Origin of the sequence: Williamsia deligens (assembly GCF_024171765.1) — a bacterium.
Lineage (GTDB): Bacteria > Actinomycetota > Actinomycetes > Mycobacteriales > Mycobacteriaceae > Williamsia_A > Williamsia_A deligens.
In genome coordinates, this window is record NZ_JAMTCI010000002.1 from 312,203 (window position 1) to 325,385 (window position 13,183).

Below are 13,183 nucleotides of genomic sequence, written 5' to 3' on the forward strand. Positions count from 1 at the left end.
ACCCTGGGCCCCTGGCACGCCCGCGTGTCACCGACGACGAGACGATCGACGAGGACCGATGATCTGCGGCACGACCCATGAGTGACCAGCACGCCACCCCTCCCCCGGCGGCGACGCCGTCGCAGGCGGGCGACCGGTTCAGCGAACGCCTGACCGTCCCGCTGTGGTGGTGGGGCGCCGGCCTCGTGGTCACCGGCGTGCTGGGGTACGAGATCCAGCTCGCCGCGCGACACGCGACGGTGTCGTTCATCGCCTACCCACTGGTGGCCGCCCTGGCGGCCTGGCTCATCTGGTCGATGGGACGCGTCCAGGTGCGCGTGGCCGCCGACGGCGAGCTGTGGGCGAACAAGGCCCACCTGCCGGCCTCGGTGATCGCCCGCACGGCGTCGATCCCGGAGACGGCCAAGAGCGCGGCCCTGGGCCGTCAGCTCGACCCGGCCGCCTATCTCATGCACCGCGCATGGGTGAAGACGATGGTGTTGATCGTCCTCGACGACCCCGACGACCCCACGCCGTACTGGTTGGTGAGCACCCGCCGCCCGGGCGAGCTCATCGCGGCACTCGGGTTCACCGATGCCTCACAGGAGCCACCGGAACCGCGGACCCCGTCTGCATAGGTCACCGGACACCGTCCGCCCGACCCACCCGACACACGACGACGGCGCCGCCCCGGATGGGGGCGGCGCCGTCGTGGTGTCGGCCGGTGGTCACGGATGTGACCACCGGGGAGGTCGTCCTATGCGCAGTCGACACAGATCAGCGAGGAACCGTTCTCACGGGCCAGGCGGCTGCGGTGGTACACGAGAAAGCAACTCGTGCACGTGAACTCGTCTGCCTGCTTCGGGACGACCCGTACGGACAGTTCTTCGCCGGAGAGGTCGGCGCCGGGGAGTTCGAACGACTCCGCGGTGTCGCTGTCGTCGACGTCGACGGACGCGGCCTGGGCCTCGCTCCGCCGAGCCTTCAGTTCCTCGAGCGAGTCCTCGCCGATGTCCTCGGTCTCGGTGCGGCGAGGAGCGTCGTAATCAGTAGCCATGGTGCGCCTTCACTCCATCCCTTCGACTGACACCTCTCCCACGCGGGGTTCGCGGTGGATGGGGTGCCGAGGTGTCGTCGACTCAGCTGCTTCGAGTCGCGTCTCCGCTGAGCGCAGCGGCTCCTTCGGAAACGACACGTCTGTCGAATTTGTTGCCATCGCAGGCGTCGTCTTGTGTGACGTCCACCACTGTGTCGAACAGATCGTCCACTTTCTCCACTTCGCGAGGCGGGCAGACAGTAGCCCACCCGGCGATCGGGGTCAACACCCGCTTGTCGCGGCGTGGTCGACCCCCGGGACGTCTACTGTGTGACCCGCGCCGCACGCCCCCTCGGGCGACGCGGCCCACCTGCGAGAAGGAGTCCGGCGAGCGTGGTTTCGCAGATCACCCTGGGGTATCCCACCGACGACCACGGTCGTCCGTTCCGTCGGCGCCGGTGGATCCCGTTCGTCGTCACCGCCGTGGTGCTGCTCGTGCTCGGGCTCATCGTCTGGGTGAGTGCCTTGAGCAAGGGCTCGTCCGACGCGGTCGCGTCGACCTGCAACCCCCCGACCACCGCCTCCACGGCGCCCTCGGCCTCGGGTGCACCGGCCTCGGCCGCCCCGCGGACCACGGTGCAGGCGAGCCAGATGACCGACGTACCGCCGGCCGCCCTCGCCTCGTTCCAGGTGCGTGTCCTCAACGCCTCGGCGAAGCGGGGGGAGGCACGCAGCGTCCTCGACGACCTCACCGGGCAGGGCTTCACCCCGGCCACCGACACCCCGTACGCCGACGACACGCTCTACGCCGACCAGAACCTCGACTGCGTGGGTCAGATCCGCTTCGGTCCGGGCAGCCGCGCGGCGGCAGCGGCGGTCTGGGTGGCGGTCCCCTGCGCCGAGCTCGTCGACGACGGCCGCTCGGGCACGGTGGTCGACCTGGCCCTCGGACGGCAGTTCACGAGTCGCGAGCAGAGTCAGGACGCCCAGGCGGTCCTGGAGTCGCTGCGGTCGACCGAGGCCGGCGGCCGCACCGGTGGCGCGGCCACCGGTGCCGACCAGTCGCTGGTCCGCGCCGTCCACAACGGGGCCTGCTGAGGGGATCCCCCTCGTCGGCCCACCGCACGGTCACAGCGGGTCGAGCGCGCCGATCTCGGAGAGCAGTGCGAGGAACTCCTCGGCGATCCCCGGTGCGACGGCGACGGTCGGGAACCCGTCGGCACCCCGTGTCGTCGGGCCGGGGGTGCGCACGACGGCCCCGGCCTCGGACGCGATCAGTGACCCGGCCGCCCAGTCCCAGGGGTTGAGACCGTGCTCGATGTGCGCGTCGACCATCCCCGCCGCCACCATGCACAGATCCAACGCCGCCGACCCCACCCGACGGATGTCACGCACCCGTGGGAGCAGGGCGGCGACCAGCGCCCCCTGCGCCGCGCGCCGCGCCGGGTCGTAGCCGAAACCGGTGGCCACCAGGGCCAGGGACACCGACGACGCCGCCGTGGCCCGCAGCCGGACCGGATCGGTCCCGTCCCCCGGATCCAGCCACGCCCCACCCCCTCGCGCCGCGGAGTAGACGACGCCCCGGGAGACGTCGACGACCGCGCCGGCCACCGACTCCCCGTCGATCTGGGCCCCGATCGAGATCGCGTACGCGGGGACGCCGTAGAGGAAGTTCACCGTGCCGTCGATGGGGTCGACCACCCAGCGCACGCCCTCGGGGATCTCCACCGAGCCTCCGTCCTCCTCCCCGAGGACCGCGTCGTGCGGTCGCAGGCGCGCCAGTTCGCCCCGCACGAGGGCCTCGGCCTCGGTGTCCACCACGGTCACCGGGTCGGTCGGTGTGCTCTTGGTCGTGACCGCGTCGGCGCGCAGCGGCGCCGACAGGCCGTCGATGAGCTCGGCACGTCGGGTCCGGACGTGATCGGCGGCCAGACGGGCCACGCGGACGGCGATCTCGGACAGCTCCTGGGCAGTCGTCACCCCCACATGTCAGCACACCCACCCGCCGTCGGCGCGCCTCGGCCGTGGACCGCGGGACAGCGACCGCACCCGTGACTAGCCTTGCCACCGAACCGCAGTGACCGACGGACTCCGTTGTCCCGCACAGATCCAGGAGAGACCATGGCCACCGACTCCCCCGCCGACTCCGTCCCCGCCCGTGCGTTCGGCGTCGACGTGGGTGGGTCCGGCATCAAGGGCGGTGTCGTCGACCTCACCACCGGCGAACTCGTCGGCGACCGCCACAAGGTGCTCACGCCGCAGCCGTCGACACCGGAGGCCGTGGCGGGCGGCATCCGCGAGGTGGTCGACCACTTCGGATGGACCGGCCCGGTCGGGATCACGCTCCCCAGCGTGGTGTCCGGCGGCATCGTGCGCACCGCGGCGAACATCGACAAGGGCTGGATCGGGACGGACCCGTACGACCTTCTCACCCGAGCTCTCGGCGACCGCACCTTCTGCGTCCTCAACGACGCCGACGCCGCCGGCATGGCCGAGGACGCCTACGGCGCCGGGCGCGACCGCTCCGGGCTCGTCATCCTGCTCACCTTCGGGACCGGGATCGGGTCCGCCGTCCTCTTCCACGGCAACCTTGTGCCGAACACCGAGCTCGGCCACATGGAGGTCGGCGGCAAGGAGGCCGAGCACCAGGCGTCGTCGAAGGTGAAGGACGACAAGGAGATGTCCTACGAGAAATGGGCCGGGCACGTGTCGACGGTCCTCACCGCCTACGAGAACCTCTTCTGGCCCGACCTGTTCATCGTGGGCGGCGGGATCAGCCGTAAGGCCGACAAGTGGGTCCCGCACCTGACCACCCGCACCCCGGTCGTACCCGCGACCCTGCAGAACACCGCGGGTATCGTCGGGGCCGCGATGGCGGTCACCGCCGGTCTCCGGCCCTGAACCCACCGAGGGGGCGCTCGGCGTGAGTCGGGTGATGGCGTCCGGATCGCCTACAATGACTCGGGTCGGCCTGTACGCCGGCCGCACACAGACCCCGCGCCGCCGAGGACGACTTCGGTGTTGCGCCCTTTGGACGACGTCTCGAAAGGTCGTACGTGGCAGCCACCAAAACCCGTCAGCAGGACACCGAGGCAGATGAGTCCGCCGAGGTGACCGCTCCGCGCGCCGCGAAGAAGGTGGCGCGCAAGACGGCGGCGAAGAAAGCCCCGGCGAAGAAGGCCCCCGCCAAGTCCGCGGCCAAGAAGGCCCCGCGCAAGGCAGCGGCCACATCCGCCGCACCGTCGGCCGACGACGCCGACGAGAACACCGCCTCGATCGACGAGATCGACGGCCCCGACGCGGTCACCGCCGACGACGAGGGCACCGAGGAGATCGTGGTCGACGACGTCGAGGCCGACGCCGACGCCGAGACGACCGCCAAGGTGACCCGTCCGGCCAAGGCCGGTGACGAGGAGATCGAGGAGCCGACGGAGGAGGACAAGAAGTCCGGCGACTTCGTCTGGGACGAGGACGAGTCCGAGGCCCTGCGGCAGGCCCGCAAGGACGCCGAGCTCACCGCCTCGGCCGACTCGGTCCGCGCCTACCTCAAGCAGATCGGCAAGGTCGCCCTCCTCAACGCCGAGGAGGAGGTCGAGCTCGCCAAGCGCATCGAGGCCGGTCTGTTCGCCACCGAGCGGATGAAGCGCATCGCCGACGCCGGCGAGAAGCTGACTGTCGCGCAGCGTCGCGACCTGTCGTGGATCTCCCGCGACGGCAACCGCGCGAAGAACCACCTGCTCGAGGCGAACCTGCGCCTCGTCGTGTCGCTGGCCAAGCGCTACACCGGTCGCGGCATGGCGTTCCTGGACCTCATCCAGGAGGGCAACCTCGGTCTGATCCGCGCGGTCGAGAAGTTCGACTACACCAAGGGCTACAAGTTCTCGACGTACGCCACCTGGTGGATCCGTCAGGCGATCACCCGCGCCATGGCCGACCAGGCCCGCACCATCCGCATCCCGGTGCACATGGTCGAGGTCATCAACAAGCTCGGCCGTATCCAGCGCGAACTCCTGCAGGACCTGGGCCGCGAGCCCACCCCGGAGGAGCTCGCCAAGGAGATGGACATCACCCCGGAGAAGGTGCTGGAGATCCAGCAGTACGCCCGGGAGCCCATCTCGCTCGACCAGACCATCGGCGACGAGGGCGACAGCCAGCTCGGTGACTTCATCGAGGACTCCGAGGCCGTCGTCGCCGTCGACGCCGTGTCGTTCACCCTGCTGCAGGATCAGCTGCAGTCGGTGCTCGAGACGTTGTCCGAGCGTGAGGCGGGCGTCGTCCGTCTGCGCTTCGGTCTCACCGACGGCCAGCCGCGCACCCTCGACGAGATCGGCCAGGTCTACGGCGTGACGCGGGAGCGCATCCGTCAGATCGAGTCGAAGACGATGTCGAAGCTGCGCCACCCGTCGCGCTCGCAGGTCCTGCGCGACTACCTCGACTGAGCGCCACCGCACGAATCGACGACGGCCGTCCCGGGATCCCCGGGGCGGCCGTCGTCTGTCGTGTCAGGACCGCGCGGTGCGTGCCGGGGTGGCGAGCGCCCACACCGGTCCGGTGACCGCCCAGATGACGGTGACGATCCCGAGTGGGCCGACGATGCCCCACAGCGCCGCGGCCTGCTCGGCGTCCGCGACGGTCACCGCGAGCACCCCGGTGGCGACGAGCGCGACAGCCGCGGCGACCAGCCAGCGCAGAAACGACCTGACCTCGGCCCCCAGGGCCGCACGCCCCTTCGCCGCGGGCTCTGGGGGCGGGCCTCCCGCGAAGCGGTGTGCGGCACGGACGTCGGCCCACGCGATGATGCTGTGTCCGAACGCCACGGTCACGCCGAGGTAGATGCCGGCGAGACGATGCACCTGCCCCACCTCCGCACCCCCGGCGATGTCCGCGGCGACGGCCGCGAGGAGCGCGAGGTCGACGACCGGGACGAGCCGCAGGACCCACGTCGAGAGGGTCTGCCGCCGCAGTCCGTACCGGATGGCGAGTCCCGCGACGAGCACGACCCAGAACCCGATCTCACACGCGACGATGGCGACGAGTACCGGCGAGATGTCCATGGGTCGACCCTGTCGCACCGGACGTCCGTACGCATCGACCGGAGGGATGAACGTGACCGGACGGATGGATGAGATCGCTCGGTCAGAACGCGGTGCGCGGCCCGAACGTCCCGTCGGCGTCGGGGAGGTACACGTGGACCTGCGTGATGGCGGTGACCGGCAGCGGGCCGTAGAGGTGAGGGAACTGCCACCCGTCGGGATGGGGTGGGTCGCCGTCCTCCCAGCGGATCTCGGCGGGGACCCGCTCCGGGTCGATCTCGAGCAGGACGATGTCCTCGCGCCCGGCGAACAGTGCGTTCGCCGGGACGTGCACCTGCGACAGCGCCGACAGGTGGACGAACCCGAGTTCGCGCAACGACTCCGGTTCCAACCGGCCGTGCGTGTGCGCTGCGAGCCACGTCGACTTCGGGCAGAGATGGACCAGGGGCCCGGGCGGCGTGTTCGTCTGCGACGGCATCGCACTCCACGGTGCCACACCGCCGTGCCGTGACGGAGTGCTTCCACCCGCCGACACCTCGCGCGGCGCCACGACGATCGCGACGACCACGGCCGCCATGCCGATCAGCTCGGCGACCGACGGTGCCTGCCGCAGTGCCACGGCACCCACGACCGCCGCCGTCAGCGGGAGCAGCGCGAGCAGCAGCGCGAACCGGGCACGACCGATGCGGACCAGCACGATCTGGTCGAGCACGTAGGGCGTGGCGCTCGACAGCACCCCGACCACCACGCAGAGGCCGACGACGGCCGGCGACGGCCACGACGCGCCCGTGACAGCACTCACAGTGAGGACGACCGGTGCGGCCGCGATGCCCGCGGCGGTCAGCCCGACGCCGAGGTCCTCGACACCGCGACGCCACCGGCCGTCGCGACCCGCGTGCGTCGACGAGACCCGCGCGCCGAGGACGATGTAGCCGCCCCACAACCCACCCGCCGCGACGGCCCAGAGCACCCCCACCGTCACCTCACCGTCGAGGGCTCCCGAGACCAGCACCACACCCACGATCACCGACACGAGAGCGGCCGATCCCCGTGCGCCCCGGGTGCCGAGTGCGGCGACGACGACAGGTCCGACGAACTCGACGGCGACGGCCACGCCGAGGTCGACGCGGGAGATCGCCTGGTAGAAGGCGATGTTCATCGCCAGCGTCACCAGCCCGAACACCGCCGCCCGTGCGGTCCGTCGGCGGTCGGCGAACACCCAGGACGGTCGCGCGACGAGCACGACCGCGAGCCCGCCGAACAGGGTCCGTAGCCACCCGACGGTCGCCGGGTCGGCCCGAGGGAACACCCCGACGGCGACGGCCGCCCCGACGTACTGCGCGACAGCCCCGACGACGAAGGCCGGCCACACCGGGGCCCGCCGGACCCACCGGGGTGCCGCGGCGGGGCTCGTCACCGATGCCACCCGGGGCCGTCGTGCGCTCGGTGTGGGGGTGTGGTGATGCGTGTTACGGGTGAATGACGTGTCCGCGTGGCGTGCCCGGGAACAATACGAACTCCCCGAACGTCTGAGAGAGTGGAACCACCCCGCCAGTCCAGGTGGAGGAGTTCGCGAAGGGAAGCGCTCGCGCTGGCCCGGGACGGAGGAATCATGTCAGACGTCATCAGCACCCCCACGATCTCGATGCCCCTCACTGCCGCCGATCGCTGTGACCGGTGCAGCGCCGCCGCACGCGTGCGTGCGACGCTCCCCGCCGGTGGAGAACTCTTCTTCTGCCGTCATCACTACAACGAGCACGAGGCCCGTCTCGCCGATCTCGGCGCCACGGTCACCGCGGACTCGGAGGAACTCGTCTGAGCGAACTCCTCAGTCCCGACCGGTGGCGGTGATCGTGCTCAGCACGGTCACCGCCACTGTCGTAGGGCACTGATCCGTTCCCGCAGCTGCTCCGCCGACGCCATGGCCGTGGGTGGGCCGCCCAAGGTGGACCGCAGTTCGTTGTGGACCACGCCGTGAGGCTTGCCCGTGCGGTGATGGTGCATGGCGACGAGGCTGTTGAGCTCCTTGCGCAGTGCGGTCAGCGCGGCACCCGTGGTCGCGTCCGACCGGGCGGGCGCCTCCTCCGCCGCGGGCGCCGAGCGCGTCGCGATCTGCTCGGACTGTCGCGTGCGCAGCAGGTCGCGCATCTGACTGGCGTTGAGCAGACCGGGGAGACCGAGGTAGTCCTGCTCCTCGTCGGTACCGGCGAACGTCGCCGTCCCGAAGGACGAGCCGTCGAAGATGACCTGGTCCAGCTCGGCGTCGGCATGCAGCGAGACGAACGCCGGGTCGTCGTCCCCGGGCTCGTCCTGCTGCTTGTTCGCCGCCGCGATCAGCTCGTCGTCGAGGCCGGTGGACTCACGGTGCGGCTTGCCGAGCACATGGTCGCGCTGGGCCTCGAGTTCGCTTGCCAGCCGGAGCAACACCGGCACCGACGGCAGGAACACACTCGCGGTCTCCCCCGCACGCCGGGAGCGGACGAAACGGCCGATGGCCTGCGCGAAGTACAGCGGGGTGGACGCGCTCGTGGCGTAGACACCGACCGCCAACCGCGGTACGTCGACACCCTCGGACACCATGCGCACCGCGACCATCCACCGTGCGTCGGACTCGGCGAACTCCGCGATCCTCGACGACGACGTCGGGTCGTCGGAGAGGACGACCGACGGGGCGCTGCCCGAGATCGCCTCCAGCAGTTCGGCGTAGTCGCGGGCGGTCTTCTGGTCGCCGGCGATGACGAGACCCCCGGCATCCGGGACACCGGAGGCGCGCAGCTGGCCCAGACGGGTGTCCGCCGCGCGCAGGACCGCGGCGATCCAGTCACCGTGGGGGTCGAGCGCGGTGCGCCACGCGCGCGCCGTGTGCTCGGCCGAGAGTGGCTCACCGAGGCGGGCCGTGAACTCCTCCCCCGCGTTGTTCCGCCAGCTGGCCTCGCCCGAGTACGCCAGGAACACCACCGGGCGCACGACGCCGTCGGCGAGCGCGTCGGAGTAGCCGTAGCTGTGATCGGCCTTGGACCGGAGAGCCCCGGTGCCGTCGGGCTCGTAGGTGACGAACGGGATCTGCGAGTCGTCGGAGCGGAACGGCGTCCCGGTGAGCGCGAGCCGCCGAGTCGCGTCGGAGAAGGCCTCGCGGATCGCGTCGCCCCACGTCTTCGCGTCGCCGCCGTGGTGGATCTCGTCGAGGATGACCAGCGTGCGCCGGTTCTCGGTCCGCACACGGTGGCGGGCGGGATGCGCGGCGACCTGGGCGTAGGTGACGACGACACCGTCGAAGTCGGCACTGGTCACACCGGTGGTGTTGCTGAACCGGGGGTCCAACGACAGCCCCATCTTCGAGGCCGCCTGCGCCCATTGGTATTTCAGGTGTTCGGTCGGCGCGACGATGGTGACCGTGTCGACGGTCCGGTCCAGGAGGAGCTCGCACGCGATCCGGAGACCGAACGTCGTCTTGCCCGCGCCGGGCGTGGCCACGGCGAGGAAGTCACGCGGCTTGCCGGCGAGGTACTTGGTCAGGGCGCGACGCTGCCAGGTTCGCAGCGACCCGCCGGTGTCGAAGACCCTGCTCTGCGAAATCGAAGCTCCTGCGTGTCTGTCGGTGATGATTGGGAGACGCTCCCACCCGCCGCGTCTCCCGCTGACGACCGCGGTCGATGGTACCCGGCCGGACAGTCCCGCCCGACACTCCCCGCGGGGCGTCCGACGAAGCGCGGCGGTCATCGGGGACGATGGGCCCATCGCCTCCATCGACCACACCACCGCCGGGCCATCCGTCACGACGACGTCGTCGACGGCGGGTCCCCCCGTGGTACGCACGCTGCCCCGCCTGGTGTGGCGCACGATCGTCAAGGCCTGGGACGACTCGATCTTCGGCATGTCGGCGCAGGCCGCGTTCTGGCAGACGCTGTCGCTGCCGCCGCTGCTGCTCGGGGTCCTGGGCAGCATCGGCTACGTGGGCGACTGGTTCGGACCGGGCACCACCGACATGATCCGCACCCGCATCATCAGTTTCGCCGGACGCACGTTCAGCGACAACGTCGTCGCCGAGATCATCACGCCGACGGTCAACGACGTCCTCGCCCGCGGCCGCGGTGAGTTGATATCGCTGGGGTTCGTGCTGTCGCTGTGGTCGGGGTCGTCGGCGATGTCGAGCTTCGTCGACTCGATCAACAAGGCCCACGACCAACACCACGTGCGCAATGCGGTGTGGCAACGGATCTTCGCGTTGAACCTCTATATCGGGTTCCTGATCGTCGCGACCTTCATCCTGCCGTTGGTCGCACTGGGTCCGACGTATGCGTCCGACGTCGCCCCCGAGTCGTGGCAACCGGTGAGCTCACAGATCATCCGCATCGGGTACTACCCGGCGGTGGCCGTACTGCTGATCCTCGGCCTGACGACCCTGTACCGGATCTCGCTCCCGAAACCCCTGCCGTGGCATCGGCTCGTCGCGGGCGCGGTGCTCGCCGCGGTCGTGTTCTGGTTCAGCAGCGCCGGACTGCGCATCTACCTCGGGTCCATCACCAAGACCGGGTACTCCTACGGGGCGTTGGCGACACCGATCGCGTTCCTGCTGTTCACATTTTTCCTCGGCTTCGCCATCGTCATCGGAGCCCAGTTCAACGCGGCCATCCAGTCGATCTGGCCGACCTCCGGCCCGACGCACATCGAGCAGGTCCGCGGATGGGTGACCCAGCAGACGACGGACATCACCGATCAGCTGCGCGCGGTGCCCAAGAAGCTGCAGACGGGGCCGATACGGCGACCGCCGCGCTCGGATCGCGACGAGTGAGGGCGGACGGCCGAGCGCGAACGGTCGGGACCGTGGCTCAGTCCTTCTTCATCTTCTCGTAGATCTTCTTGCACTTCGGGCACACCGGTGATCCGGGCTTCGGCGACTTGGTCACCGGGAAGGTCTCCCCGCACAGCGCGACGACGTGGGTGCCCATGACGGCGCTCTCGGCGATCTTGTTCTTCTTCACGTAGTGGAAGAACTTCGGCGTGTCGTCGTCGGTCGTCTCGTCGGTGTCGACGTCGGGGCGTTCGATCGTCTGGGTACCCATGCGTGTCATTGTGCCTGATGCGAGCGGGTGCGGAGCACCGCGCCGTCGACCCCGGCGAGCATTCCCCGCACCGGTGTGTTACTGGCGACGATGCGCTGGTGAACAGAAAGTGCAACAGTGGAGTACGTGGCACACGAAGAGGCACGAGAAGCGATCCTGATCACCCAGGCGCAGCCCTCTCAGGAGGACCAGCAACGAGCACGGGTGCGCCGCTACCTCACGCTGATGGCGTTCCGTGTGCCGGCGCTCGTCCTGGCCGGCATCGTCTACGGCGCCACCGGGTCCGGGCTGTTGGCCCTCGCCGTCATCGCCCTGTCCATCCCCCTGCCGTGGGTCGCGGTGTTGATCGCCAACGACCGGCCGCCGCGGGAGAAGGGCGAGGTCCGTCAGTACAAGTGGTCGGGCGAGCACACCGCACCCGCCATCGCCGCGACGCACCACCGCGAGCTCGGTGAGGGCGACTACCGGATGTACGACCACGACCGGTGACACACCCCGCCGGCGACGTCGACCGACTCGTCGACGTCGCCCCCGCTGTCCGTGACGCCTTCGATCGGCACGGTTTCGACGCCGTCGGTGTCCTGACCGTGCTCGGGGACGACGTCCACGCCGCGCTCGGTCGCGGTGAACCAGTCCCGGTCCGCCGGGCCTGTCGGGATGCAGGCGAGCTCGGCGTCCTGATCCGCATGATGCTCGTGCACGACACCGTCGGCCGCTCGGAGGCGTCGGCTGCCCTGGGTATCACCGACCTCGACCATGCGGTCTCGGTCGGACTCCTGGAGAACCACGACGACGGCGTCCGCGCCGCCGTCGACGTGCGCCCCCTCGACGCCGGGCACGGCACCCGATGGATGGTGTCCGACCTCGACGGCTCGATGCGCCCTGTCGACATCGCCGAGGACCACGTCCTGGGCGTCGGGCACGCGTCGCTGTCGCTGCTGCGAGCGCACATCCCCGCGCGCGGCCGCACCCTCGACGTCGGCACCGGGTGCGGGGTGCAGGCAGTCCATGCGCTCGACTCAGCCGAGCACGTGACGGCCACCGACATCACCGCCCGCTCTCTCGCGTTGACACGCGCGACCATGGCCCTCAACCGCATCGGTCCCGACCGGTACGACCTCCGGGAGGGACCGTGGTTCTCCCCCGTCGACGGTGAGCGCTTCGACAGCGTCGTCGCCAACCCCCCGTTCGTCGTGGGACCGCCGACCGTGACGCACAGCTACCGGGACTCCGGTCTCGACCTCGACGGTGCCAGCGAGATCATGGTGCGCGGTGCACCCGACCACCTCGCTGAGGGCGGCACCGCGTGCATGCTCGCGTCCTGGGTGATCACCGGCGGCGACTGGCGCGACCGCGTCGCGTCGTGGATCCCCGATCACGGTGTGGACGCGTGGGTCGTGCAACGCGACGTCGCCGATCCCGCCCTGTATGTCGGCACGTGGCTCCGTGACGCCGGGTACGACCCGCGCACCGGCGCCGGTGCGGCGATGGCCGATCGATGGCTCGATCACCTCGACGCGGCCGGCGTGGCGGGGATCGGCTTCGGGTTCGTCTTCGTCCGGTCCACCGGGGAGCCCACCGATCTGCTGTGCGAGGAGCTCTCCCACGCTCTCGACGACCCCCTCGGCGACGAGGCGGACGCGTACCTGCGGCGGGCGGCCTGGCTCCGCGAGACCGACCTCATGTCGTCCCGTCTCGCCGCGGCCGACGACGTCGCACTCCACCGCGTGTGGACTCCCGGCGACCCCGACGATTCGTGGTCGGAGGTCGCCACCCGACTGGTCCGCACCTCGGGTCCGCGGTGGTCCCATGACGTCGACGACCGGGTGGTCTCCCTGGTCGCCGGACTCCGTCACGACGGGCTCGCCGTCGCCGACGTGGTGGACATCCTCGGCGCCGCGCACGGCGAGGAGATCGACACCGGTGCGGTCACCGCGGTGATCGCAGACCTCGTCCGTCACGGACTGCTCATCCCGGGCTGAGGGGCGTCGTCGGCGGCCTCTCAGCAAGTTCTCAGACCGGGTCTCGCATCCTGGCTGGTCAGAGGGGCGCGGTCCGAGAAAGTGAACAAC

Annotated in this window: 14 protein-coding genes; 8 read left to right on the forward strand and 6 right to left on the reverse strand. The window is 70.5% G+C overall.

Annotated elements, in window-relative coordinates; genetic code table 11:
• The first annotated feature begins 77 nt into the window (after positions 1-77).
• Positions 78-617 carry a DUF3093 domain-containing protein gene (locus LX14_RS15760; protein WP_253648286.1) on the forward strand — a complete coding sequence of 180 codons (540 nt, stop codon included), beginning with the start codon at positions 78-80 and terminating at the stop codon, positions 615-617.
• 119 nt (positions 618-736) lie between these two features.
• On the opposite strand, the gene LX14_RS15765 is transcribed toward LX14_RS15760, so the two are convergent.
• Positions 737-1,036: a DUF4193 domain-containing protein gene (locus LX14_RS15765; protein WP_253648287.1), complete on the reverse strand. Its 300-nt coding sequence runs from the start codon at positions 1,034-1,036 to the stop codon at positions 737-739.
• 372 nt (positions 1,037-1,408) lie between these two features.
• Between LX14_RS15765 and cei the strand changes: the two genes are divergently transcribed.
• Complete coding sequence (gene cei / locus LX14_RS15770; RefSeq protein ID WP_253648288.1) at positions 1,409-2,113, forward strand: envelope integrity protein Cei; 705 nt, start codon at positions 1,409-1,411, stop codon at positions 2,111-2,113.
• Positions 2,114-2,143: 30 nt separating this feature from the next.
• Here the strand turns inward: cei and LX14_RS15775 are convergent, their stop codons facing one another.
• Positions 2,144-3,001, reverse strand: coding sequence for an inositol monophosphatase family protein (locus LX14_RS15775; RefSeq protein ID WP_253648289.1), 858 nt, complete (start codon positions 2,999-3,001; stop codon positions 2,144-2,146).
• 135 nt (positions 3,002-3,136) lie between these two features.
• Between LX14_RS15775 and ppgK the strand changes: the two genes are divergently transcribed.
• Together ppgK and LX14_RS15785 are read left to right on the forward strand one after the other, a co-directional pair.
• Positions 3,137-3,916, forward strand: coding sequence for a polyphosphate--glucose phosphotransferase (ppgK, locus tag LX14_RS15780; RefSeq protein ID WP_253648290.1), 780 nt, complete (start codon positions 3,137-3,139; stop codon positions 3,914-3,916).
• A 155-nt stretch (positions 3,917-4,071) separates the two neighbouring features.
• Entirely contained in the window at positions 4,072-5,454 is a 1,383-nt protein-coding gene (locus tag LX14_RS15785; protein WP_253648291.1) for an RNA polymerase sigma factor, read from the forward strand.
• Positions 5,455-5,517: 63 nt separating this feature from the next.
• Here the strand turns inward: LX14_RS15785 and LX14_RS15790 are convergent, their stop codons facing one another.
• Positions 5,518-6,069, reverse strand: a complete 552-nt coding sequence (locus LX14_RS15790) for a hypothetical protein (protein WP_253648292.1) — start codon at positions 6,067-6,069, stop codon at positions 5,518-5,520.
• A gap of 82 nt (positions 6,070-6,151) precedes the next feature.
• Positions 6,152-7,465 (reverse strand): DUF952 domain-containing protein, encoded by a 1,314-nt coding sequence (locus LX14_RS20995; protein ID WP_308214129.1) that lies wholly within the window; start codon positions 7,463-7,465, stop codon positions 6,152-6,154.
• 195 nt (positions 7,466-7,660) lie between these two features.
• Here LX14_RS20995 and LX14_RS15805 point away from each other — a divergent pair, with 195 nt between their 5' ends.
• Complete coding sequence (locus LX14_RS15805) at positions 7,661-7,867, forward strand: DUF7455 domain-containing protein (protein WP_253648293.1); 207 nt, start codon at positions 7,661-7,663, stop codon at positions 7,865-7,867.
• A 47-nt stretch (positions 7,868-7,914) separates the two neighbouring features.
• Here the strand turns inward: LX14_RS15805 and LX14_RS15810 are convergent, their stop codons facing one another.
• Positions 7,915-9,864 carry a DEAD/DEAH box helicase gene (locus LX14_RS15810; RefSeq protein WP_253648294.1) on the reverse strand — a complete coding sequence of 650 codons (1,950 nt, stop codon included), beginning with the start codon at positions 9,862-9,864 and terminating at the stop codon, positions 7,915-7,917.
• On the opposite strand from LX14_RS15810, the gene LX14_RS15815 reads away from it, so the two are divergent.
• Positions 9,854-10,840 (forward strand): YihY/virulence factor BrkB family protein, encoded by a 987-nt coding sequence (locus LX14_RS15815; protein ID WP_372505406.1) that lies wholly within the window; start codon positions 9,854-9,856, stop codon positions 10,838-10,840. The genes LX14_RS15810 and LX14_RS15815 overlap by 11 nt on opposite strands.
• A gap of 37 nt (positions 10,841-10,877) precedes the next feature.
• On the opposite strand, the gene LX14_RS15820 is transcribed toward LX14_RS15815, so the two are convergent.
• A complete protein-coding gene (locus LX14_RS15820; RefSeq protein ID WP_253648295.1) occupies positions 10,878-11,111 on the reverse strand; it encodes a DUF3039 domain-containing protein in 234 nt (77 codons plus the stop codon).
• 126 nt (positions 11,112-11,237) lie between these two features.
• On the opposite strand from LX14_RS15820, the gene LX14_RS15825 reads away from it, so the two are divergent.
• Positions 11,238-11,600, forward strand: a complete 363-nt coding sequence (locus LX14_RS15825; RefSeq protein ID WP_308214130.1) for a DUF3099 domain-containing protein — start codon at positions 11,238-11,240, stop codon at positions 11,598-11,600.
• Positions 11,597-13,093 carry a DUF7782 domain-containing protein gene (locus tag LX14_RS15830; protein ID WP_253648297.1) on the forward strand — a complete coding sequence of 499 codons (1,497 nt, stop codon included), beginning with the start codon at positions 11,597-11,599 and terminating at the stop codon, positions 13,091-13,093. The genes LX14_RS15825 and LX14_RS15830 overlap by 4 nt, the downstream gene beginning before the upstream one ends.
• The last annotated feature ends 90 nt before the right edge of the window (positions 13,094-13,183 follow it).

What these genes read in the sequence shown, in the direction of transcription:
- LX14_RS15790 (WP_253648292.1), bottom strand. Translation starts at nt 6,069, where the DNA reads ATGGACATCTCGCCGGTACTCGTCGCCATCGTCGCGTGTGAGATCGGG.
- LX14_RS15820 (WP_253648295.1), bottom strand. Translation starts at nt 11,111, where the DNA reads ATGGGTACCCAGACGATCGAACGCCCCGACGTCGACACCGACGAGACG.
- LX14_RS15805 (WP_253648293.1), top strand. Translation starts at nt 7,661, where the DNA reads ATGTCAGACGTCATCAGCACCCCCACGATCTCGATGCCCCTCACTGCC.
- ppgK (WP_253648290.1), top strand. Translation starts at nt 3,137, where the DNA reads ATGGCCACCGACTCCCCCGCCGACTCCGTCCCCGCCCGTGCGTTCGGC.
- LX14_RS15760 (WP_253648286.1), top strand. Translation starts at nt 78, where the DNA reads ATGAGTGACCAGCACGCCACCCCTCCCCCGGCGGCGACGCCGTCGCAG.
- LX14_RS15765 (WP_253648287.1), bottom strand. Translation starts at nt 1,036, where the DNA reads ATGGCTACTGATTACGACGCTCCTCGCCGCACCGAGACCGAGGACATC.